A 20860-nucleotide genomic window follows, 5' to 3' on the forward strand; every position below is an offset into this window, starting at 1 on the left:
ACTCGCCAAGTGCATGACGATGCATCCGGCGTGGTCGTCCACGGGACTGAGCGATCGTGATGAAAGACGGGGCACAGGGCGATTACGTTGTTTTTGGGACCGAAACTGGAGACTTACATGAACACCAAGCTTCACAAACTGTTGCCGATCAGCGCTGCAGCCGTGCTGTTCGCTACGTTGGCAACGTCCGCAGCAGCCGACCAGGTCGTCAAGATCGGTCACGTCGCTCCGCTGACCGGCGGCATTGCTCACCTGGGCAAGGATAACGAAAACGGCGCGCGGCTCGCAGTCGAAGAGATCAACGCAAAGGGTCTCACGATCGGCGGCGAGAAGATCACGCTGCAACTGGACCCGCAAGACGACGCCGCTGACCCGCGTACCGCCACTCAGGTCGCGCAGAAGCTCGTCGACGACAAGGTCGTTGCGGTCGTCGGTCACCTGAACTCCGGCACGTCGATCCCGGCATCGAAGATCTATAGCGATGCGGGCATCGTGCAGATTTCCCCGTCGGCAACGAACCCGGCCTACACGCAGCAAGGCTTCAAGACGACGTACCGCGTCGTCGCGACCGATGCGCAGCAAGGTCCGGCGCTCGCCAACTACGCGGCGAAGAACCTGAAGGTGAAGACGGTCGCTGTCGTCGACGACTCGACCGCTTACGGCCAGGGTCTCGCGAACGAGTTCGAGAAGACCGCCAAGTCGCTCGGCCTGAAGGTGATCTCGCACGACGCGACGAACGACAAGGCTGTCGACTTCCGCGCGATTCTGACGAAGATCAAGGGTGAGAATCCGGACGCCGTGATGTACGGCGGCATGGACGCGACCGGCGGCCCGTTCGCCAAGCAGGCGAAGCAGCTTGGCCTGCGCGCGAAGGTGCTCGCGGGCGACGGCGTCTGCACGGAAAAGCTGGCTGACCTCGCAGGCGACGCGACCGACAACGTCGTGTGCTCGGAGGCAGGCATGGCGCTCGAGAAGATGGACGGCGGCAAGGCATTCGCGGCCAAGTTCGAGAAGCGCTTCGGCCAGCCGATCCAGATCTACGCGCCGTTCACGTATGACGCGGTGTACATCGTCGCCGACGCGATGAAGCGCGCCAACTCGACCGATCCGGCCAAGATTCTCGCCGCGATGCCGAACACGGACTACAAGGGTGTGATCGGCCAGACCTCCTTCGATTCGAAGGGCGATCTGAAGCACGGCGTGATCTCGCTGTACGACTACAAGAAGGGCAAGAAGACGCTGCTCGACGTCGTGAAGATGTAAGTAACGTCGGACCCCGGTCCTGAGGAACGCGCGGATTCGCAAGATCCGCGCGTTTTTTTATATCTTCAGGCGCCGGAGGATTTTCGGCCCGATGAGCGTGATCACCGCGCAGCACGCCGCGACGACGCATAGCCCGATCGGCAGATTGCTGATTTGCGCGACGCCGCCGATCAGCACCGGACCGAGCAGCAAGCCGAAGTAAGCTAGACCCGCAACCTGCGCGAGCCCTTCGGCCGCCGTCACGCCTTCGACGCGCGCCGCCGCCGCGAACAGCACCGGCATCATGTTCGCGAGGCCGAGACCCATCAGCGTGAAGCCGGTCATCGTGACGATGGTGTTCGGCAAGACGAGCGCCATGACCATGCCGATGAACGCGAGTCCCGCGCTGCCGAAAATCAGTTGCGGCGCGCCGAAGCGCGCGCGCACCGCGTCGCCGCCGAAGCGTCCAGCCGCCATGCCGCCGGAAAACGCCGCGTAAGCCGCGCTCGATACCGAAGGCGTGGCCTCGACGATATCGCGCATGTAGACGGTGGCCCAGTCGTACATCGCACCTTCCGCGATCAGCGCGACGAGCGCGAGGCCGCCGAGCGCCCACAGCGCGCCCGAGCGCCAGCGGTTCGACGACGATGCTTTCGCGTGTTCGTCGTGGTGCGGCACGTGCGGCAATACAGCGGGCATCGACACGAGCAGAACCAGCAGACTCACGCCCGACGCCAGCGCGAGATGCACGGCGGGCGCGAGTCCGTGTGCGAGCAGCGCGCCGCCTGCCGCCGCGCCCGCCATGCCGCCGATGCTGAACATGCCGTGCAGCGACGACATGATCGGCTGCCCCAATGCCTCCTCGACCGCGCTGGCCTCGGCGTTCATCGCGACATCGAGCGTCGCCATGCCGAAGCCGAACATCGCGAGAACGATCAGCAGCATCCAGTAGTAAGGCGTCACGAGAATCAGCGAGCCGGAGAGCATCATCGTGATGCCGCCGGCCATGCATGCGGTGCGCGTGCCGGCGCGCGCGATCCACGATCCGGCGGTGAGCATCGCGAAGATCGAGCCGCCCGCCACCGCGAGCAGCGCGAGCGAGAGCATGCCCGGGCTCAGCGCGAACTTGTCGCGCACGGTCGGAACGTGCACGCCCCACGACGCGTACATCATGCCCGCGATGAAGAACACCGCCATCGTCGCGTAGCGGGCACGGGCGCGCGTGGCGCGCGGAAGGCTGCGATGCAGCGCGAGCGTCGGATTGGACTCGCGGGCGGAGGAGGCAGTAGTCGAGTCGGACACGAAAGAAGCCGTTCTGGGAAGTTGCGCGAAAGGTTGCAGGCAAGGCAACCGGAGATGATGCCATCGGACGCGAAGGCTTTCGATTCTATCCAACGGCCAGGAGACACGCTCGGAGCCGCTGCATTACCATCGTTCGACCTTTGACGAATTCACGAGGCCCGGATGAATATTCCGCCGCAAGCGCCGCTTCATTTGCTGCATCGCGTATCGGAAGGCACGCTCGCCACGCATTCGCGCGAGCCGCGCGGCTTTCCTTATCCGACAGCATTGCCGTTCGCGCTCACCGCGCAGCACATGCCGATGCTGCTCATCAGCCATCTCGCCGAGCACACGCGCAATCTTCACGCCGATGCCCGCGCCGGATTCCTGGTGGCGCACGTGGCGGACGGGGGCGTGCTGGAGGGCCAGCGCCTGACGATGCTCGGCAGTTTCACACCCGCGGCCGCCAGTGAAAGCGATGATCTGGCGCGGCGATATCTGCGCTATCACCCCGATGCGGAGCGCTATCTCGCACTCGGCGATTTTTCTTTCTGGGTGATGTCGCTGGAACGCATGCGATATATCGGCGGTTTCGGCGCGATGGGATGGCTCGGCGGCGACGAACTCGATTCGCTCGATCCGCTTTGCGCAGCGGATGAAACCGCGCTTTGCGAATATTGCGATGCTTACCCGGGCCGTCCGGAGAATCTCCGATTATTGGGGATAGACCGGTATGGCTGCGATCTGCTGCTTGCTGGCGCGCGCAATCGTTTTACATTCGATTACCCCAAGCTGACGAACGAGGATTTAAAGGCTGCGCTTACCGATTGTTTTGAGCGCGAGGGCGGCATTCCGGCGCAATAGCGATGAACGTTACGGCCCGATTTTCCCTTGGGTCGGGTAAATTTCGGGACGAACCGTGGCAAAGTTGTCATTTCATGAAACTTTGCAGTGAAACGGTATTGCGTGTTTTCATCCGATGCCATTGCTCAGTCCTGGCGTACGTCGTGCCCGCAGATTTTACGTCGGCATGCGGAGCGCTCCAGACTTCGGAATTATCGGCAAATGTTACGAAGAAATTTGCAGATCTTCTTTTAAGTGGCAATACGCACATGCCGCGATAATACGAAGTGTGTTAATCTGCGTGCCAGTCCGAGGTTATACTCATAACTGAAAGCGAGCGCATCGATTCGCAAGTCAGCAAACCACTTAGGGAATTGCCATGCCTTCATACAAAGAACTTCTCGCACAACGCGAGTCCCTTGAGCGCCAGATTGAAGAAGCGAAGTCGCGCGAATACGCCGAAGTGCTTAATGAGATCAAGCAGAAAATGGCGGATTACGGCATCACGCTTGCGGAACTGGCTGGCGGCCGTGGCGCGAAAGGCGCGAAGGCGGCACGCAGCCGCTCGGGCGTGGCGCCGAAATACCGTGACCCGGACAGCGGCAGCACCTGGTCGGGCCGCGGAAAGCCGCCGAAGTGGATCGCCGGGCAGGATCGCGACAGTTTCCTGATCGGCAAGTAAGTTCTGAGCCGAGTCCTGTATTAAAAAGGCCGCGTCGTCGACGCGGCCTTTTTCATTTGATGAAGCATCGGTCCTCGAAAGAAGCGCAGTGCCGGCTGATAAAATGCAGGCTGCATGAGCCGAGAGATATTACATGTCGCTTTCGACGACGCGCGTAACGGAAAAGCAGGACGTTGCGCGACGGACCACCTGGACCAGTATTGCGCTAAATAGCGTGCTTGCCACGGCGCAACTCGTGGTGGGGATCGTTGCGCACTCTCAGGCACTGATTGCGGACGGCATTCATTCGATTGCGGACATCGTGTCGGATTTTATCGTTCTGATTGCCAACCGGCACGCGGGCGCCGCACCCGACGTCGACCATAACTATGGTCACAGCCGTTATGAAACCGTTGCCTCATTATTCCTCGGTGGATTGCTGATCGCGGTCGGCGTTGGAATGTTGTGGCGCGCCGGAACGCGCATCGTCGACCTTCAGAATATTCCGCAAGTAAAGGCGGGCGCGCTCGCGGTCGCGATAATCGTACTGGTTTCGAAGGAAGCGCTGTTTCGCTATATGCTGCGCGCCGCTGAACGGGTGCGCTCGGCGATGCTCGTCGCAAACGCGTGGCATGCACGGTCGGATGCGGCGTCTTCACTGGTCGTCGCGCTCGGGATTATCGGCAGTTTGGCGGGATTCAGAATTCTGGACCCGATCGCCGCTGCACTCGTCGGTTTCTTGATCGGGAAAATGGGGTGGACGTTCGCGTGGGACGCTTTACAGGATCTTTCCGATCGTGCACTCGATCAAGCGACCACGGAAGATTTGCGCAACATTTTGCTAAACACGCCGGGCGTGCGTGAAGTTCACGAACTCCGCACCCGGAAAATGGGCGATCTCGCGATCGTTGACGCGCATATTCTCGTCGATCCACTCATTTCGGTTTCGGAAGGGCACTACATTGCGGAATCGGCGCGCGCAAATGTGCTGGCCGATCAGCGCGTCATCGATGCGCTCATTCACGTCGATCCCGAGAGCGACGCGCTCAATCCGCTGCCGGGCAACTTTCCATTGCGTTCGACCGTGAGCGACGCGGTGCGCACAGCCTTTGCGCACAACGGATTGCCGGTCGCGGCGCTGAACCTGCACTACCTGAGCAGCGGTTTCAATGTCGATGTCGTGTTGCCGGCATCGAGCGCGACCGATACGGCCGCGATTCTGAAGACGATCGATTTCGACGCGCTGAAGCGGAAGATCGGCGCGCGCGAGATCCGCGTGACGCAGGAACTCGGCGTCACGCCGGCCTCGACCTCGACGCCGACGCGCGTGATCGATGCGTCGCGCTGACAGCCGCCCGTCAGAGCGGCAGTTGCGTGTCGAACTTGATTTCGCGCAGCACGACGCTCGTTCGCACCTGCGCGACGGCAGGAATCTTGAAGATGCGATCGTGCAGAAAGGCGTCATACGCCTTGATATCCGGCGCGACGATCTTGAGGATGTAGTCGGATTCGCCGGTCGTGCTGTAGCACTCGGTCACCTCGGGGCAGGTCGAGATTTCACGCTCGAACTGCTCGACGCCGCCCTCGGTGTGCCGCGTGAGATGGATATGCGCGAGTGCGCAGACATGGAGGCCGAGCTTCTCGCGATCGAGCAGCGCGGTATAGCGCTGAATGACGCCCGATTGCTCCATGTCCTTGATGCGACGCCAGCAAGGCGTGCTCGACAAGCCGACCTGGTCGGATATTTCCTGAACGGAGCGCCGCGCGTCCAGCTGCAGAAGACGCAAGATTTTTTGTGAGAATGTATCGAGAGTCAACTGCGCCTCCGTTCGGTCGCGATCTGACTCTAATGGTAGAGGCGCCAGAAAAGAAACGCAATGCAATGCGGCCGCACTGAGGGAGTTTCCCTAACTCACTGGCCTGACGGCGCGTTTTTACCTTCGACACCTTCGCTCGGCTCGGCCGATGTCTGCGCCAGCTTCGCCTGCGACGTCCGCAGCTCGGCGAGCATGTTGCAAAAGAGCGCGCCTTGCTCGATTGCGTCATCGAGCGCGACGTGCGTATGCGGCAGTTCGTCGAACCAGTGCTTCGGCAGACGCGGCTTGATCGCCTTGCGATACGGCAGGCCGGTCATCGCAAAGGCGAGCGTCTTGATGTCGAGCGCCGACCACGAGAACGGGCAGCGTTCGGCGAAGCGCATCATGTACCAGAACATATAGGTGAAGTCGAAGCCCGCCGGATAGGCGACGAACACCGGCTTGCCGGGCAGCGCCTCCACCCATTCGACATAGGCCGGCAGCGCAATCTCGGCTTTCTGCAGATCCTTGCGGCACGCGGCCCACGCGTCGGGCTGCGTCTTCCACCACGCGGCCTGCACCGGATGCGGCGCCGCGCCTTCGAGCGTTTCGAGATTGGCGGAGAAGGTGCCGATGAGCTGCTTGTCGGCCGTGTATGCCGCCGACGCAAAGCTCAGCATCGAATGCGGGCCGGGGATCGGTCCGTCGGCTTCGACGTCCGTGCTGACGTAGATTTCGGGAATCGCGTTCACGCCGTCACTCCGTCGCGCACGTATGGATTGCTGCGCCGTTCCTCGCCGAACGTGGACGCCGGACCGTGACCGGGAACGAACGTGACGTCGTCGCCGAGCGGCCAGAGCTTTTCGCGGATCGAGCGGATGAGATCGGCGTGATTGCCGCGCGGGAAATCCGTGCGGCCGATCGAACCGGCGAACAGCACGTCGCCGACAAACGCCAGCTTGTGCTCGCGGCTGAAGAACACGACGTGGCCCGGCGTGTGTCCCGGGCAGAAATAGACTTCCATCGATTCATTTCCGAACTGCACGGTGTCGCCATCGGCGAGCCAGCGCTCGGGCGTGAACGCTTCGGCGTTCGAGAAGCCGAATCGTTCGGTCTGGGCGGGCAACTGGTCGATCCAGAACGCATCCTCGCGATGCGGTCCCTCTATTTGTATGCCGTAATGTGTGGCGAGCGCCTTCGCGCCTCCGCAGTGATCGAGATGCCCGTGCGTCAGAAGAATCTTTTCGACGGTCACACCCTGGCGCTCCACTTCAGCGATGATGCGTTCGATGTCGCCGCCCGGATCGACGACGGCGGCACGCTTCGTCGCCTCGCAAATGACGATGGAACAGTTCTGCTGAAAGGGCGTCACGGGAACGAGAATGACTTTCATATGACCGTCGCCGGTGCAAGTCGGGCTGTAAAAACGTCCATTGTACCGGTGTCGCATCACGCGCGAAGAAGGTCGACGAGGCGCTCAAAAAATGCCAAAAAGCGGCAATTCTTACGCTCATAGCGAAAATCAATGACGATTCACGCAGTCCGATGAGACGGACCCCGGTTTTTTTGTATAATGGCACTACTTGTGCATGGAGCTAACCATGCCGTCAATAGGCGACTGCGAAACGCTAGTGCGTTTTTACAATCGCCGTCAGTACGCTGTTGGGGGCCAAAAGCCTCGCAATTGCAACTCAAGCATCCATCAGTTGGGTGCACACGTCTTGTCCGGCCAGACGCCGCGCGTCTGTCAGATGGCTTTTACAGTCATCACGCCGGATGGGGCCTACGCCGCCGTTCCTGCGCTCGCATTTGGTTTTTCAGCGCACGAACGTGATGCCACGTTCGATGGCGGCATGTGGGGTCTGGTCAGGCTGCCGGGGACAGGTTGCGCCAGACGTGAACAATAACCGGGCATTTGCGGCACGAGTACGCCGCGTCCGAGCAAGGCTCGCCGTTCGCTTGACCGAACGGCGTTGTGCTTTGCGCGGCAAAGCCTCGAGCAGCCTTGCGCGCGCCGACCAGCGCAGCGCGGCCGCTCCTTTTACGTTGGTAAACCTATGAAAGCTCGATTTATTCGACATGTCGGGAGCTTGCTAGCAGTTGGCGTGCTGGCCGGTTGCGCCACGCCGGGTTCGGGCGATGTCGCATCCAATCCTCAGACTACGAACCTCTCCAGCACGAGCAGTGCCCGCTCGACGGCGCCGCTCGCCTTCGATTCGCACCTGTCCGCGCTTCCAGCCGACAAGCCCGCGCAGCCGGCTCAGTCGCTCTCCGACGCCCAGCCGATCACGACCGGACCGAACGTCGGCGAGTTCGAGCAGAAGGGCAAGGCGTCGTGGTACGGCCGCATGTTCCATGGCCGCAAGACCGCCAGCGGCGAGAAGTTCAACATGAACGCGATGACCGCGGCGCACCGGACGCTGCCGCTCGCATCGTGGGTACGCGTGACGAACGAGTCCAACCACAAGACGGTGGTCGTGAAGATCAACGACCGTGGTCCTTATGTGCACGGACGCGTGATCGATTTGTCGTACGCTGCCGCGGCGGTGCTCGGCATGCGCGGCGCCGGCACGCAGAAGGTGAAGATCGAAGGTCTCACGCAGCAGGAAGCGCGTGCCGCGCGTGAAGAACAGGCTCAGGCGCTCGCCGACGACAACGTGAACTGATCTCTCGCGCTGTATTCTGCAGAACCATGACGGGCCGTCTCGCGACGGCCCGTTTTCTATTCCTCTTCCGATTCGTCGCGTTTGGCGAGCTTCAGCGCGCGCTCGTAAAGTCCGCTGCGCGATGCCCCCGTCAATGTCGCGGCGATGCGCGCGGCGCTCTTCACCGACAACTCGTCCAGCAGCATCGTGAGCAGCGCGTCGTGCGCGTCGTCGGCATCCTGCGCTTCGGGCGCGCCTTCCACCACCAGAACGAATTCTCCGCGCTGCCGATTAGTATCGGCTTCGAGCCACGCTGGCCCTTCGGCCAGGGTGCAGCGATGCAGGCTCTCATGTAACTTCGTCAACTCGCGCGCGATCAGCAGTTGGCGTTCGCCGCCGAAGGCTTCGGCAAGCGCGCGCGTTGTCTCGACGATGCGATGCGGCGCCTCGTAGAAGACCAGCGCCATCGGATGATTCGCGAGCGAACGCAGTTGCGCGGCGCGCTGCTTCGTCTTCGTCGGCAGAAAGCCCGCGAACGAAAAGCCGCTGACCCATGCGCCCGCCGCGCTCAACGCTGTCGTGAGCGCGCTCGCGCCCGGCAGCGGGATGACGGGCAGCCCGGCATCGCGCACGGCATCGACGAGGCGCGCGCCGGGATCGGAGATGCCGGGAGTGCCTGCGTCGGAGACACATGCGATGCGCTCGCCGTTCTTCAGATGCTGGATCACGCGTTCGGCGGCGCTGCGCTCGTTGTGCTCGTGCACGGCGATCGACGGCTTCGAGATGCCGTAGCGCGCGAGCAGTTGCGCGGTGTTGCGCGTGTCTTCCGCGGCGATGCGATCCGCGAGTTCGAGCACATGCAGCGCGCGCACGGTGATGTCCGCCGCATTGCCGATGGGCGTGGCGACGACGTATAGCGCGCCTGTCGGATAGTGCTGCCCGGCGGCGAGTTCGAAGATCTGAAGCATGAGCGCGGGCGTCGAAGGAAAGGACGTCATTTTGCCATGCGCGATCCCTGCGGCCAGTCGACAACTTTTATGGAGGCGCCTTGTCCAAAACCCTCGGCGATGCTTTCGAGGCTCACGCGCTCGAATTCCTGCAGCGGCGACGCATGCGCCTCGTCGCGCGCAACGTGACCTGCCGCGGCGGAGAAATCGATCTCGTCATGCTCGATGAACGCGGCGCGCTCGTATTCGTCGAAGTGCGTTCGAGGACGAGCCGCCGTTATGCGAACGCCGCCGCGAGCATCGATGCGAGAAAGCGCGCGCGTCTCGTGCATGCCGCGCAGCATTTTCTCGCGACATGGCGCGGCGCGTTGCCCGCGTGCCGCTTCGATGTCGTCGCGTTCGATGCGGGCCGCATCCACTGGATGCCCGATGCCTTTCGCGCCGACGAAGCATGAGCGCGGTTCATCGCAGGGTGCATGCGGTAAACTGCGCAACAACCGACGCTTTGAGCGTTCAAGCCACATACCGCCGCGCGCCGCGGCCTATGATCGAGAGTCGATGTCAGTCGAACGTATTCAACAGCAATTCCGCGACAACGCGGCACTCACACTCGAAGCACTCGACGCGCTGGCGGTTCCGATCGCGGCCGCCATCGACACGCTGTTCGGCGCACTCGCCAATGGCAACAAGATTCTCGTATGCGGCAACGGCGGCTCGGCGGCTGACGCGCAACGCTTCGCCGCGCAACTGATCGGCCGCTTCGAGCGCGAGCGTCCCGGCTTGCCGGCCATTGCGCTTACGACTGATACATCGATTCTCACGGCCATCGGCAATGACTATGCGTTCGAGCAGATCTTCTCGAACCAGGTCCGCGCGCTCGGTCAGGCGGGCGACGTGTTGCTTGCGATCAGCACGTCGGGGAACTCCGTCAACGTGCTCGCGGCGATTCAGGAAGCGCACGAGCGCGAGATGATCGTGATCGCGCTGTCGGGCAAGGGCGGCGGCGCGATGTCCGACGTACTGGCCGATACCGACATCCATATCTGTGTGCCGTCCGATCGAACGGCGCGCATTCAGGAAGTCCATCTGCTGACCATTCACTGTCTGTGCGACGGCATCGATGCGATGCTGCTCGGAGACGACTGAAACTGACAAGGGGGAACGGAGTTGATGAACAAGACACGCGTCAAGGCGACATTGGCCCAGGCCACGCTCGTGGTGAGCATGCTGTCGGGAGTTGCATTGACGTTGCAGGGCTGCGCCCTCGCGGTCGTCGGCGCGGCGGCCGGCGGAACGTTGATTGCCACGGATCGTCGCACGCTCGGCGCGCAGACGGAAGACCGCGAGATTCAGGTGAAGGCGCTTTCGCGGATCAACGAGAACGTGCCCGATACGGCGCATGTCAACGTGACGGTGTTCAACCGGCGCGTGCTGCTGACCGGCGAAGTGCCCGACGAAGCGTCGAAGCAGAAGGCCGAAGCGGTCGTGCGCGACATCAACAACGTGGGGAGCATCGTCAACGAACTGGCGGTTCAGGGCGCGAGCTCGATCTCGTCGCGTGCCAACGACTCGTATCTCGAAGGCCGCGTGAAGACCGCGATGGTCGGCGAGAAGGACTTGCGCGCGAACTATTACAAGGTGGTGTGCGAGCGCGGCGTGGTCTATCTGATGGGCCTCGTCACGCAGGACGAGGGCGCGCATGGCGCGGATGTGGCCGCACGCGTCCCGGGCGTCGAGCAGGTGGTGAAGGTATTCCAGTACATCAAGCCTGAAGAAGCCAAGGCACTGGAAGCGGCGGCCGCATCCGATGCGAGCGCGGTGTCGGCGGCGAGCGCGCCCGCTGAAGCGACGGTCGGTACGGTGCCGGATTCGGGTGTGACGTCGCGTCCGCTGGATATGCAGTCGCCCGCGCCTGTGAAGAACTCGGATGTGCATCCGGGCAATCCGAATCCGGCTGCGGCTCCAGCGGTGAAATAAATATGGTGCGTGTGATATTCGGCGCGGTGTGCATCGCCGCGTCTTTGGGCGTGTCGGCCGCGGAGCAGCCCGTTTCGCCGGCCAATGCGATGGCGATCGCGCGCAGCAATGCATGCATGGGCTGTCACGCGATCGATCGCAAGCTCGTGGGGCCGTCGTTTCAGCAGATCGCGGAGAAGTACAAGGCCGATCCGCAGGCAAGCGCGAAGCTGGAAAAGAAGGTGAAGAATGGCGGCGCGGGGGTGTGGGGGGCGATACCTATGCCGTCGCATCCCAGGATGAGCGATGCGGATATCAGGACCGTCGTCGCGTGGGTTTTGACGGGGGCGCCGGAGAAGTAGGCGCCGAGCTGGATCGTCCGGGAGGCTTGCGTGTGGGCGATTTGGCTGTGGTAGAATTTTAACTCATTGGGGGGGTAGCTCAGCTGGGAGAGCGTCGCGTTCGCAATGCGAAGGTCGGGAGTTCGATCCTCCTCCTCTCCACCACGAATTCAAAAGGGCCTGGCTCAAACGCCAGGCCCTTTCTCATCCCACCCGCCTCTGCCGTTTTCTCTTCCCACCGCGCTAAACTGCCTCTCACATCAAACGCAAGAGGCCCACATGCACTTCAAGATCCTTGAAATCGATCACGTCGTGATCCGTTGCGACGATCTCGACAACATGGTCAATTTCTATCGCACCGTGCTGGGTTGCCCAATCGCGAAGGAACAACGCGACATCGGCCTCGTGCAAATGCGCGCCGGCCGCTCGCTGATCGATCTGCTGGCCGTCGGCGCAAATATCGACCGCCCGGACAGCGGCCAGCCGAGCGAGGGCCGCAACATGGATCACCTCTGCGTGCGCGTCGAGCCGTTCGATGTCGATGCCTTGCGCACGCACCTCGAAAAGCACGGCGCACGCATCGGCGAAGAAGCGCGGCGTTACGGCGCCGAGGGCTTCGGACCATCGCTCTATCTGTTCGATCCCGAAGGCAACATGGTCGAGCTGAAAGGGCCGCCCGAAGCCTGACGCTCAGATCGCGCCGGCCTTGAGCACGTTCCAGCGAATCGCGACAGCATCGACGGTTTCGCTGCCCAGCGACGCCTCGCCGTCCTGCATCATCAACTGCAAGCGCATCGTCCGTTCGGCCAGCTTGCCAAGCGCTTCGGCGACGCCATCCGCGAGCGACCAGACCGTCACGTTCTGCAACCGCTCGACCTTGCCCTTCACGCCATTCCACCAGATATCCGCAGTCCTGCCCGCATAAGCGATGACGATCACGCGGTCCGAACGGCCGCTCGCCTTCGCGATGCGCCGCTCATCGGGCTGGCCGACTTCGATCCAGGTTTCGATTTGCCCGGTGAGATCTTTTTGCCAGAGATCAGGCTCATCCGTATCGGAGAGGCCCTTGCAGAACTCGAGGCGCTCGTCGGCGAACAATCCGAATGCAGCGACGCGCACCATCATCCGCTCATCGGTTTCTGATGGATGGCGCGCGATCGTCAGGGAATGATCGCCGTAGTAGTGGCGATCCATGTCGGCAATCTGGAGGTCTGCCTTGTAGATTGTTGATTTGAGAGCCATTCAGCACGGGAGCCGGTGAGTAGCCGGCGAAAAATTGTCAATGTGGCGCGATAGGTCGCGCGCGAGACCGACATTGTGCGGCGAATCGGGGGAAATTTGGAAAAAAGCGACACGCGCGCAATCGCTCATCGAGCGGCGCGGCGATGGACTAATACTGACGATTAATCCGCGGATAAAACGAAACGCCGGCGCGAAGCAAAAAATCGCGCCGGTTTCCCGAGCTAATTCAAGCGCACATGCCGCCTATTTATTGATCGATGAAACGATCCGTGGTCCACATGCCTTGCGTATCGCTATTCGCGGCATTGACGAATTCGACGTCATGGCCCACCACACGAATCACGCGAAAATGCGAATCGACCGGAGTCGAAATGCATTCGAAACCCTCGAAAAACTGCTGCATCTTCTGATGCTCGCCGGCTCTCGCGTGCTGGTCGGCCGAATCGAACTTGTCCTTGGACAAGCAGCCATACGAATTGGGCCGGAAGGTGAACGTCTGCTGAGGCTGAACGACGCTGTCCTGGGCTTGCGCCACGGAAGCGGCTGCAATCAAACCCATCACCGCGAAGAGAGCACTGGCGCGTTTCTTCATGTATATAGCCCCCAAACTAAATAATTCGAAATTAGCTATGTATTTAAAAGCGGATGACCGCAAGACTCATGCTAGTTGAGTGCGCCAAACTTGCAAGCACATGTCGTGTGCGATCGCAACACGTCAGAATGTCGCAGGCATTTGAGTCCGACCGTATTGAACCCGAATCAAATGAAAATCGTCGCAAAGCTGCTTTTAGAGAAATGAAAGGCCGACTATTGTCCTATCAGGCTGCGACATTTCGCCTCCCGATCAATCTTGGTGCACTGCACGAGATGCCGATGCGGGTCAGCGAACAGATCGAGAAATGGAACGCTGCGTCGTCAAGCTGGCTGAACGGCCTATTGCCACGCTCCCGAGTTCATGGATAAATCGACGCATCACACTCAGGAGACCCAGCATGACCCTCGCTCAATGGCTGCCGTTCGCGATCGCGTCGGCGATTCTCGTAGCGATTCCCGGCCCGACCGTACTGCTCGTCGTGTCCTACGCGCTCGGCCACGGCCGCAAGTACGCGTTTGCCACCACGCTTGGCGTCGCGCTCGGTGATCTCACGGCGATGACGGCATCGATGCTCGGCCTCGGTGTGCTGCTCGCCGCCTCTGCGGAACTGTTCATGGCTGTTAAATGGATCGGCGCGGCGTATCTCGTGTATCTCGGCGTCAAGCTTTGGCGCGCGCCCGTCATCGATACGGACGCTGTGCAACCCACCGGCGAATTGCGCACGGGCCGCATCATGGCGCACGCCTACGCCGTGACCACGCTGAACCCGAAGAGCATCATCTTTTTCGTCGCATTCGTGCCGCAATTCATCGATCCGCACGCGGCGAGCGTGTCGCAGATCGCGATTTTCGAGGCGACCTTCGTCGGACTGGCGGCGGCCAACGCATTCGCTTACGCGCTGCTCGCGTCCGGCGCGCGCAAGGCGATCCGCAAGCCTTCCGTGCAGCGCGCGGTGAACCGCACGGGCGGCGCGCTACTGATGGGCGCGGGCGTCTTCGCGGCGGCCTGGAAGAAAGCAACATGAGTCAGCACGACGATTGGAGCGCCAGCGCGAGGCGTATGTATTTCGGGCTGCTCGACGACTGGAACCGGCAGGACGCAGCCGCAATGGCGGCGCGCTTCACGGAGCGCGGCAGTCTGATCGGTTTCGACGGCAGCGCGATCGACGGACGCACGTGCATCGAGGCGCATCTCCAGCCGATCTTCGCGCAGCATCCGACGCCGCGCTTTGTCGCGAAGGTGCGCGAGGTGAGACGCATGGCGAACGGGCAGTCGCTGCTGTTATGCGCCGTCGCGGGCATGTGGCCGCGCGGCGCGACGGCGCTCGAACCGGGTTTGAACGCGATGCAGACGATGGTGCTGTCGCTGTGCGACGGCGCGTATCGGATCGAACTGTTCCAGAACACGCCTGCCGCGTTTCACGGTCGGCCGGAAGAAAGCGAGAAGCTCAGCGCGGAGTTGCGTGAGCTTGGGAAGCCCGAGGGCGCGTAGCGTCGGCTGCGCCTATTTTCCGATGCAAAAGCGGCTGAAGATCACGCCCAATAGATCATCGGACGTGAATTCTCCCGTGATCGCGTTCAGGTCGTCCTGCGCGAGCCGCAATTCTTCCGCGAAAAGATCGAGCACTTGCGAGCGTTGATCGGCGTGCTCGGCCGCCAGTGCGAGATGATCGCGCGCTTCACGCAGCGCGATCAGATGACGTTCGCGCGCGAGATAGACGCTCTCCGCGCCCGCTTGCCAGCCAGCGATCTTCAACAGTTCTGCGCGCAGCAGCGAGATGCCGTCGCCGGTTTTTGCCGACAGGTCGACCTCGCGCGCGTGACCTTCGCCGTCGCGCGTACCGGCCGGCACGCCCGCCAGATCCGTCTTGTTCCTGACGCGCACGACAGGCACGCCCGCTGGAAAGCGCGCGGCGATGGCCTGGTCTTCCGGCGTCACGTCCTCGCGTGCATCGAGCAGATGCAGCACCACATCGGCGCGCTCGATTTCACCCCACGTACGCTCGATGCCGATGCGCTCCACCTCGTCCTGCGTCTCTCGCAGTCCGGCTGTGTCGATGATATGCAGCGGAATGCCTTCGACCTGAATCGTCTGCGCGACCTTGTCGCGCGTCGTGCCGGCGATCGGCGTGACGATCGCGAGCTCCGCGCCCGCGAGCGCGTTCAACAGCGACGACTTGCCCACGTTCGGCTGACCCGCGAGCACGACTGACAGACCTTCGCGCAGCAGCGCGCTCTGACGGGCATCGGCGAGAACCGTGTCCAGCCGCTCGCGGATGCGCGCGAGCTTGCCGCGCGCGTCGGCCGCTTCGAGGAAATCGATCTCCTCCTCGGGAAAATCCAGCGTCGCTTCGACGAGCATGCGCAGGGTGATTACGTCTTCCACGAGCGCATGGATCTCGCGCGAGAACGCGCCCTCCAATGAGCGGCCCGCCGAACGCGCGGCGGCTTCGGTGCTGGCTTCGATGAGATCGGCGACGGCTTCCGCCTGCGCGAGATCGAGTTTGTCGTTGAGAAAGGCGCGCCGCGTGAATTCGCCGGGTTCGGCGAGCCGCAGGCCGAAGTCGCGGCCTGCTTCGATGGCGCGTTGCAGAACCAGTTGCAGCACGATCGGGCCGCCGTGTCCCTGCAATTCCAGTACGTGTTCGCCGGTGTACGAGTGCGGTGCGGGGAAATAGAGCGCGATACCGCGATCGAGCGCTTCACCGTCGCCATCGACGAACGGCACGTAGCTCGCGTGGCGCGGCGCCAGCGACTGGCCGCATAGCGCGTGCATCGCCTTTTGCGCGGCGGCCACGCCTGCGCGGCCGAACGACAGGCGCACCACGCCGATGCCGCCACGCCCAGGCGCGGTGGCGATTGCGACGATCGGATCGGTGTCGTTGCTCAGCATGACGGTAGGGCGGCTGGGTGGTTCGGAAGTGCCGGCATTGTATCGCGGCGCCTGCAACTCTTCGGCTCACGAAGGCGAAGAGCGAGCGCATCCGTTATCTTTTTTGAGATACGCGGAAGAGCTAGTCCAGACGGGAGATTTTTAGGGTTTGATCGGATAGTGCGCCAAAACACGAGCGCGAAGGCAAAAATAGCTTGCCAAGAAGCAATCATAATGGGCACTTATTTAAGATAAATCAATCCATGGATACGCAAAATATAGCTCGCACAGTTGACTTGTAAGCAGCGATTGCCTCGCACAATCCTGCCCATGCCTACACCACAAGAAAAAGCCGATTTTTCCGAGCGGCTCAAATTCTCGATGACACGCGCACCCGAAAAGATGCGCGGCGCGACTGATCTCGCCTTGCATTTCAACTTGCGCTACCAAGGGGAGCCGGTGTCGCCGCAGACGGCGCACAAGTGGCTGACCGCGCGCTCGATTCCGACGGTCGACAAGCTGAAGACGCTGGCCGAATGGCTCAAGGTCGACCAGCACTGGTTGCACTACGGCCCGCCGCCGAGCGGCAATCCGCAGGTGACGCCGAAGCCGCTCGCGCGCGACGAGCACTATCCGGCAACGGAGGAAACGCTGGAACTGGCGACCAAGATCGAAGCGCTGTCGCCGCATCATCGGTATTTGCTCGAGGAATTAGTCGAGCAGTTTTATGGGTCGATGAAGCGCTGAATCGCCTTTGTTCGGGAATTTTCGTAACTTTGAGATAAATCATCGGCCCGTCGAAACGCTGGACGAACCGCTGCTGCGTGAGGCTGAAGCCAGGTTCGGAGACCTTCGTCGGCCAAAAGGCATTTGGTACGCCAAAAGACCTTTGGCCACTCAAGAACGACTTTCGCGCATTCTCGGGTTCATGAAACGCATCCATTCTCTCGCCACCTTCAAGAAGCGCTTCCGAGAAGCGCTCATTGCGAAACAATCGGACTTGAACAAGCTGGCGCCCTTTCGCAGCGATTCGTTCAAACTGGGTAGCGGAAAGGCTCTTGCCACGGCGATTTACGCGAAGTTCGGCGTGCAACTGAGGGATGCCACGACGCAACGCTGGATCAATGGCCAGGGGTTCCCGTCCGAGGAAAACTGGCCACTTCTGATTGCACTCGTCGAAAGATCACGTGATTGGCTTACAGGCGCATCGGAAGCGCATGGAAATGGCGTAACGGGCCTCGAGGCCAACGAGCCCGTACGTCCTTACGGCAACGTTCCTCCACGAGAACGGGCTCTCGCATTGCTTCGTGAAGCGACGCGCATCATCGAAGACGATATCTAACTCACAAAGCAAAACGCCCGGCAAGCCGGGCGTTTCCACATCCAAGGGAAGAAAACGCGTTACGCAGCCTTCTTCTTCTTACCCATCATGCGCGTGATGTAATACTGCTGCGCGATCGACAGCACGTTGTTCACCACGTAATACAGCACCAGACCGGCCGGGAAGAAGAAGAACATGACCGAGAACGCGATCGGCATGAACATCATCATCTTTGCCTGAACGGGGTCCGGCGGCGTCGGGTTCAGCTTGGTCTGCACGAACATCGAGACGGCCATCAGCACCGGCAGGATGAAGTACGGGTCTTGTTGCGACAGATCGTGAATCCAGCCGATCCACGGCGCACCGCGCATTTCCACCGACGACAGCAGCACCCAGTACAGCGAGATGAACACCGGAATCTGCACGACCACCGGCAGACAGCCGCCGAACGGATTGACCTTTTCGGTCTTGTACAGCTCCATCAGCGCGGCGTTCATCTTCTGCGGATCGCTCTTGAAGCGCTCGCGAAGCTGCTGCATGCGCGGCGTGATTTCCTTCATGCGCGCCATCGACTTGTAGCTTGCCGCCGACAGCGGGAAGAACACGGCCTTGATGAGCAGCGTGAGCAGCACGATCGCCCAGCCCCAGTTGTGCACGTAGCTGTGGATCTTCTCGAGCAGCCAGAAGAGCGGCTTGGCGATGATCGTCACCATGCCGTAGTCCTTCACGAGCTCCAGACCCGGCGCGATGCCTTCGAGCATGCGCTCTTCTTCCGGACCGGCGAAGAGGCGCGCATCGACGTTCGCGGTCTGTCCCGGCGCGATCGTCTGCGCGGGCAGCGTCATGCCAACGCGATACAGATCCGGATCGATCTTCTGTACGTAGATGTCGCGCTTCACGCCCTGCTGCGGAATCCACGCCGACGCGAAGTAATGCTGCACCATCGCGATCCAGCCGTTATCCGACGACGGCTCGAACGTGGCCTTGTTCTTGTCGATGTCGGAGAAGTCGATCTTCTGGAAGTGCTTCTGATCCGTATAGACCGCCGGCCCGATGAACGTATGCGAGAAGCGCGGCGTTTCGACCGGCGTGTTGTCGCGCACGAGTTCCATGTAGAGCTTCGGCGAGACCGGCGCGGTGCCGACGTTCTCAATCTTCGTATCGACGTTGATCACGTAGCTGCCGCGCGTGAACGTGTAGGTCTTGATGACCTTCACGCCACCCTTCACCGGCGATTCGAACGCGATCTTCAGCGTCTTTTCGTCGCCCGTCAGCGACGTCTGGCCGGGCACCGGCGTGAAGATGTCGTTGTGGTTCGGGAAGTCGCCGCCGAGCAGGCCCGTGCGCGCGAGGTACGTGTGATTCGCCGTGTGATCGAACAGCGTGATGTAGAGGTCAGGCTGCTTGCCGTCGCCTTCCTTCATCAGCGAAAGCTTCGAGAGCGTGCCGCCGCGCGTGTCGATTTCGCCGGAGTAGACGTCGGTCGTGAACTTGACGAGCTGTGCCTGTGCCGTGGCGGGCGGCGTCGCCGTGCCAGGCGCGGCCGTGCCGGCAGGCGCGTTCGGCAGTTCGGAAGGCTGTGCGCCGGATGCGGCGGAGCCCGGTGCCGGGTTGCTGGCGGTCTTGGCCGGTTGCGTCGCGCTCGGGAAGAACATCGACGGGCGCCCATGGTCGCGTTGCCAGTTGTCGAACAGCAGGACAACTGACACGAAGAAGATGACCCATAGGACGGTGCGTTTGATATCCATGCGTTGTCTCAGTGTCGATCGGAAAGCGCTTCAGCGCCGTTTAGTGTTGAAAGCTTGTCTTGCGCAGAATCCGCGCGCGACTCGGACGCGTCGTCGGAGCCGGCGTGACCGCGGGCAGGAGGCACGAGATCGACGCCGCCCGCCGAAAGGGGATGGCAGCGGCACAGCCGCTTCACGGCGAGATACGTGCCATGCGCGGCGCCATGATACTGGATTGCCTCGCGTGCGTAGTCGGAACAGGAAGGATAAAAGCGGCACCGGTTGCCGAGCAGCGGGCTCACAGCAACCTTGTAGAAGCGCAACAACGCGATGAGTGCCGTTTGCATAAGCTTCGCGCCGCGCGCCGGGTTCACCATGAGAGGCAAATCTGGCGCAAACCGCGCTTCATGACCCTGACGGGCCGGATGTGTCGTCGACGGCGGGCGCCTCGGGCGGCGCCGCCACGGTTTGGGCCGAACGGCGCGCAACTTCGCGCACGGCACGGTCGAGCAATGTTTCCAGTTCGCTGCCGACGAGCGCCCGAAGCGGCGGGGAACTCGCGCTCGGCATCGCCTTGCGGTCGAGCTTCGCGTGCAGCCGGACGAGAATATCGAATCCGTTCAGCTGCTCGCGACGCAGCCTGAACGCGTCGCGTGCAAGCCGCTTGATCAGATTGCGCGTGACCGCGCGCGGCGCCTGCTTCTTGCCGATCACCAGTCCGAGCCGCGCTTCCTTGCCGGACGGCTTGCCGTACAGAACGAAGTGCGGCGAACGGCGCCAGGGGCGCAAACGAAAAACGGATGAGAACTCATCCGTTTTCAGCAGCCTTGCGGCCTTGGGGAACGCGGCCTGCGCCGGCAACTGAACGATGTCCTGTCTCAAGACTTCTGTGCGGCGCGTGAGCGGCTCGCCGTCGAGTGCAGCATCCAACCGCGAGCGAACACTCGGCAGACTTAGATTGCCAGGCGCTTGCGGCCCTTCGCGCGGCGAGCGTTGATGACCTTGCGGCCACCAGCGGTCTTCATGCGAACGCGGAAGCCATGGGTGCGCTTGCGGCGCGTCACGGAAGGTTGGTAAGTACGTTTCATGTTGCTCTCACTTGAGTTGATTGACCGCGCGGGCTTGGCTCCAGTGTGGTCACTGCAAGCGCGATGGCCGGAGGTTCAGGAATTCTGTTTTCGCGGAACCCGCTATTTAAACCGTTTTCCTATTGACCGTCAATAGCTTAGCACTCGCGAACGCGCTTTCCAGCGCATTTTCGGCCCGTCCGGCGCGTTGATTTGACCCTGTGGATAACTCGCGCGCCACCCACTTTTGGCGTTAGAATCTCGCCTTACTCCCAAATATCCGCCCGCTGCTTCGGCCCGCCGTCCGCCCGCAAACCCTTGCGGC

26 protein-coding genes and 1 tRNA gene are annotated in these 20860 nt (G+C 61.9%); 15 read left to right on the top strand and 12 right to left on the bottom strand.

Features of this window, described 5'->3' with window-relative positions; all coding sequences use genetic code 11:
• Nucleotides 1-117: 117 nt before the first annotated feature.
• Nucleotides 118-1263: a branched-chain amino acid ABC transporter substrate-binding protein gene (locus tag BTHE68_RS13410; protein ID WP_061174148.1), complete on the top strand. Its 1146-nt coding sequence runs from the start codon at nt 118-120 to the stop codon at nt 1261-1263.
• A 57-nt stretch (nt 1264-1320) separates the two neighbouring features.
• Here the strand turns inward: BTHE68_RS13410 and BTHE68_RS13415 are convergent, their stop codons facing one another.
• Nucleotides 1321-2544, bottom strand: a complete 1224-nt coding sequence (locus tag BTHE68_RS13415) for an MFS transporter (RefSeq protein WP_162066700.1) — start codon at nt 2542-2544, stop codon at nt 1321-1323.
• Between the two features lie 162 nt (nt 2545-2706).
• Here BTHE68_RS13415 and BTHE68_RS13420 point away from each other — a divergent pair, with 162 nt between their 5' ends.
• The 3 genes from BTHE68_RS13420 (at nt 2707) to BTHE68_RS13430 (ending at nt 5375) form a co-directional block, all read left to right on the top strand.
• Nucleotides 2707-3387, top strand: coding sequence for a HugZ family pyridoxamine 5'-phosphate oxidase (locus tag BTHE68_RS13420; RefSeq protein ID WP_162066701.1), 681 nt, complete (start codon nt 2707-2709; stop codon nt 3385-3387).
• Between the two features lie 358 nt (nt 3388-3745).
• Entirely contained in the window at nt 3746-4048 is a 303-nt protein-coding gene (locus tag BTHE68_RS13425) for an H-NS histone family protein (RefSeq protein WP_162066702.1), read from the top strand.
• A gap of 133 nt (nt 4049-4181) precedes the next feature.
• A complete protein-coding gene (locus BTHE68_RS13430) occupies nt 4182-5375 on the top strand; it encodes a cation diffusion facilitator family transporter (protein WP_162066703.1) in 1194 nt (397 codons plus the stop codon).
• Nucleotides 5376-5385: 10 nt separating this feature from the next.
• On the opposite strand, the gene BTHE68_RS13435 is transcribed toward BTHE68_RS13430, so the two are convergent.
• The 3 genes from BTHE68_RS13435 to BTHE68_RS13445 form a co-directional block, all read right to left on the bottom strand.
• Nucleotides 5386-5844, bottom strand: a complete 459-nt coding sequence (locus BTHE68_RS13435) for an Lrp/AsnC family transcriptional regulator (protein ID WP_162066704.1) — start codon at nt 5842-5844, stop codon at nt 5386-5388.
• Nucleotides 5845-5939: 95 nt separating this feature from the next.
• A complete protein-coding gene (locus BTHE68_RS13440; protein ID WP_162066705.1) occupies nt 5940-6575 on the bottom strand; it encodes a 3'-5' exonuclease family protein in 636 nt (211 codons plus the stop codon).
• Nucleotides 6572-7216: an MBL fold metallo-hydrolase gene (locus BTHE68_RS13445; protein WP_162066706.1), complete on the bottom strand. Its 645-nt coding sequence runs from the start codon at nt 7214-7216 to the stop codon at nt 6572-6574. Before BTHE68_RS13445 ends, BTHE68_RS13440 begins: the two co-directional genes overlap by 4 nt.
• 664 nt (nt 7217-7880) lie before the next feature.
• Between BTHE68_RS13445 and BTHE68_RS13450 the strand changes: the two genes are divergently transcribed.
• On the top strand, nt 7881-8489 hold the full coding sequence (locus tag BTHE68_RS13450; protein ID WP_162066707.1) for a septal ring lytic transglycosylase RlpA family protein: 609 nt from the start codon (nt 7881-7883) through the stop codon (nt 8487-8489).
• Nucleotides 8490-8545: 56 nt separating this feature from the next.
• Here the strand turns inward: BTHE68_RS13450 and rsmI are convergent, their stop codons facing one another.
• Complete coding sequence (gene rsmI / locus BTHE68_RS13455) at nt 8546-9436, bottom strand: 16S rRNA (cytidine(1402)-2'-O)-methyltransferase (protein WP_162066888.1); 891 nt, start codon at nt 9434-9436, stop codon at nt 8546-8548.
• Nucleotides 9437-9483: 47 nt separating this feature from the next.
• On the opposite strand from rsmI, the gene BTHE68_RS13460 reads away from it, so the two are divergent.
• From BTHE68_RS13460 to BTHE68_RS13485, 6 genes are all read left to right on the top strand, one after another.
• Nucleotides 9484-9870 carry a YraN family protein gene (locus tag BTHE68_RS13460; protein WP_225936261.1) on the top strand — a complete coding sequence of 129 codons (387 nt, stop codon included), beginning with the start codon at nt 9484-9486 and terminating at the stop codon, nt 9868-9870.
• Nucleotides 9871-9973: 103 nt separating this feature from the next.
• Nucleotides 9974-10561, top strand: a complete 588-nt coding sequence (locus tag BTHE68_RS13465) for a phosphoheptose isomerase (RefSeq protein ID WP_061174324.1) — start codon at nt 9974-9976, stop codon at nt 10559-10561.
• Between the two features lie 24 nt (nt 10562-10585).
• Nucleotides 10586-11392 carry a BON domain-containing protein gene (locus tag BTHE68_RS13470; protein ID WP_162066709.1) on the top strand — a complete coding sequence of 269 codons (807 nt, stop codon included), beginning with the start codon at nt 10586-10588 and terminating at the stop codon, nt 11390-11392.
• A gap of 2 nt (nt 11393-11394) precedes the next feature.
• Entirely contained in the window at nt 11395-11733 is a 339-nt protein-coding gene (locus BTHE68_RS13475) for a c-type cytochrome (RefSeq protein WP_162066710.1), read from the top strand.
• Nucleotides 11734-11801: 68 nt separating this feature from the next.
• Nucleotides 11802-11877, top strand: a tRNA-Ala gene (locus BTHE68_RS13480).
• Nucleotides 11878-11991: 114 nt separating this feature from the next.
• Nucleotides 11992-12399 carry a VOC family protein gene (locus tag BTHE68_RS13485; RefSeq protein WP_162066711.1) on the top strand — a complete coding sequence of 136 codons (408 nt, stop codon included), beginning with the start codon at nt 11992-11994 and terminating at the stop codon, nt 12397-12399.
• A gap of 3 nt (nt 12400-12402) precedes the next feature.
• Here the strand turns inward: BTHE68_RS13485 and BTHE68_RS13490 are convergent, their stop codons facing one another.
• Both BTHE68_RS13490 and sap1 read right to left on the bottom strand, forming a co-directional pair.
• Complete coding sequence (locus BTHE68_RS13490; RefSeq protein ID WP_162066712.1) at nt 12403-12954, bottom strand: YaeQ family protein; 552 nt, start codon at nt 12952-12954, stop codon at nt 12403-12405.
• Between the two features lie 247 nt (nt 12955-13201).
• Nucleotides 13202-13546: a surface attachment protein Sap1 gene (gene sap1 / locus BTHE68_RS36835; protein ID WP_225936177.1), complete on the bottom strand. Its 345-nt coding sequence runs from the start codon at nt 13544-13546 to the stop codon at nt 13202-13204.
• A 400-nt stretch (nt 13547-13946) separates the two neighbouring features.
• Between sap1 and BTHE68_RS13500 the strand changes: the two genes are divergently transcribed.
• Together BTHE68_RS13500 and BTHE68_RS13505 are read left to right on the top strand one after the other, a co-directional pair.
• Entirely contained in the window at nt 13947-14573 is a 627-nt protein-coding gene (locus tag BTHE68_RS13500; RefSeq protein ID WP_162066714.1) for a LysE family translocator, read from the top strand.
• Nucleotides 14570-15040, top strand: a complete 471-nt coding sequence (locus tag BTHE68_RS13505) for an SgcJ/EcaC family oxidoreductase (RefSeq protein ID WP_162066715.1) — start codon at nt 14570-14572, stop codon at nt 15038-15040. Before BTHE68_RS13500 ends, BTHE68_RS13505 begins: the two co-directional genes overlap by 4 nt.
• A 12-nt stretch (nt 15041-15052) precedes the next feature.
• Here the strand turns inward: BTHE68_RS13505 and mnmE are convergent, their stop codons facing one another.
• Complete coding sequence (gene mnmE / locus BTHE68_RS13510; RefSeq protein WP_162066716.1) at nt 15053-16441, bottom strand: tRNA uridine-5-carboxymethylaminomethyl(34) synthesis GTPase MnmE; 1389 nt, start codon at nt 16439-16441, stop codon at nt 15053-15055.
• A gap of 309 nt (nt 16442-16750) precedes the next feature.
• Between mnmE and BTHE68_RS13515 the strand changes: the two genes are divergently transcribed.
• Together BTHE68_RS13515 and BTHE68_RS13520 are read left to right on the top strand one after the other, a co-directional pair.
• Nucleotides 16751-17167: a transcriptional regulator gene (locus BTHE68_RS13515; RefSeq protein WP_162066717.1), complete on the top strand. Its 417-nt coding sequence runs from the start codon at nt 16751-16753 to the stop codon at nt 17165-17167.
• A gap of 181 nt (nt 17168-17348) precedes the next feature.
• On the top strand, nt 17349-17762 hold the full coding sequence (locus tag BTHE68_RS13520) for a hypothetical protein (protein WP_162066718.1): 414 nt from the start codon (nt 17349-17351) through the stop codon (nt 17760-17762).
• A gap of 59 nt (nt 17763-17821) precedes the next feature.
• Here the strand turns inward: BTHE68_RS13520 and yidC are convergent, their stop codons facing one another.
• The 4 genes from yidC to rpmH form a co-directional block, all read right to left on the bottom strand.
• Nucleotides 17822-19489 (bottom strand): membrane protein insertase YidC, encoded by a 1668-nt coding sequence (gene yidC / locus BTHE68_RS13525; protein ID WP_162066719.1) that lies wholly within the window; start codon nt 19487-19489, stop codon nt 17822-17824.
• Nucleotides 19490-19497: 8 nt separating this feature from the next.
• Nucleotides 19498-19815 (bottom strand): membrane protein insertion efficiency factor YidD, encoded by a 318-nt coding sequence (gene yidD, locus BTHE68_RS13530; protein WP_061174327.1) that lies wholly within the window; start codon nt 19813-19815, stop codon nt 19498-19500.
• A 58-nt stretch (nt 19816-19873) separates the two neighbouring features.
• Complete coding sequence (rnpA, locus tag BTHE68_RS13535) at nt 19874-20350, bottom strand: ribonuclease P protein component (RefSeq protein WP_162066720.1); 477 nt, start codon at nt 20348-20350, stop codon at nt 19874-19876.
• Nucleotides 20351-20421: 71 nt separating this feature from the next.
• A complete protein-coding gene (gene rpmH / locus BTHE68_RS13540; protein WP_004198824.1) occupies nt 20422-20556 on the bottom strand; it encodes a 50S ribosomal protein L34 in 135 nt (44 codons plus the stop codon).
• Nucleotides 20557-20860 lie beyond the last annotated feature (304 nt).

Source organism: Burkholderia sp. THE68, assembly GCF_009938265.1.
Taxonomy (GTDB): Bacteria; Pseudomonadota; Gammaproteobacteria; order Burkholderiales; family Burkholderiaceae; genus Caballeronia.